This window comes from Treponema sp. R6D11, from assembly GCF_054786075.1.
In genome coordinates this window covers 1-949 of the sequence record NZ_BDHD01000480.1, presented here as the reverse complement: position 1 = coordinate 949, position 949 = coordinate 1, and the positions used below count along the sequence as shown (strand labels likewise).

The following is a 949-nucleotide window of genomic DNA, read 5'->3' as shown; positions in this document are numbered from 1 at the left end:
ATCCAGTACGCCGTGAAATAGCGAAAATCGCTCTTGAGCGGCTGATTCTTGACGGGCGAATTCATCCGGCAAGAATTGAGGAAATTGTCGTTAAAGTAAGCAAGGACATTTCGCAGAAAATTTTTGAAGAAGGCGAAAAAGTTCTTTTTGACATGGGAATTCACAACATAAAACAAGACGCTGTCCGCGCGCTTGGTCGGCTTTATTTCCGCACCAGTTACGGGCAGAACGTGCTTCACCATTCAAAAGAAGTGGCGATTATCGCAGGTATGCTTGCGGCTGAAGTCGGCTGTAACAGAGACCTTGCAAAACGAGCCGCTTTGTTACACGACATCGGCAAAGGTACGGAAACAAATTCCGATCTTAACCACGCTGAAATCGGCATGGATATGGCTCGTAAAATGGGAGAAGACCCAAGAATTATCAACGCCATTGGGAGCCACCACAATGACATTGAGCCGACCTGCATAGAGGCGGTACTTGTACAAATAGCCGACGCAATTTCTGCGGCTCGTCCGGGAGCAAGAAAAGAAACTCTGGACAACTACATTAAACGTCTTGAAAACCTTGAAAACATCGCCACAGGCTTTAGCGGCGTAGACAAATCGTTTGCCATTCAAGCAGGTCGTGAGCTTCGCATACTTGTAAACAACGAAGCAGTCAACGACGAGCAAACCAGAGAGATGGCAAAAGAAATCGCCAAAAAGATCGAAAACGATCTACGCTATCCGGGACGCATCAAGGTAACAATGATCCGTGAGACTAGAATTACAGAGTACGCAAGATAATATAAGAGAAGAGTTCACACAAAGGACACGGAGGAAGAGAAGCTCACAAAGGGGAAGAAGGAATAGTTGTCCGAAGGTTATGCGTGAGGTTCACGATAATATAACGGACAAAAACCCCTGATCTTCCTTTGTGTCCTTCTCCTTCTTTGTGAGCTTTGTGA

1 protein-coding gene is annotated in these 949 nt (G+C 45.9%); it reads left to right on the top strand.

The features are described from left to right. The coding region (locus ACYVTD_RS14100) for an HDIG domain-containing metalloprotein (protein ID WP_461248357.1) at window positions 1–788 on the top strand (788 nt) is incomplete at its 5' end. Window positions 789–949 lie beyond the last annotated feature (161 nt).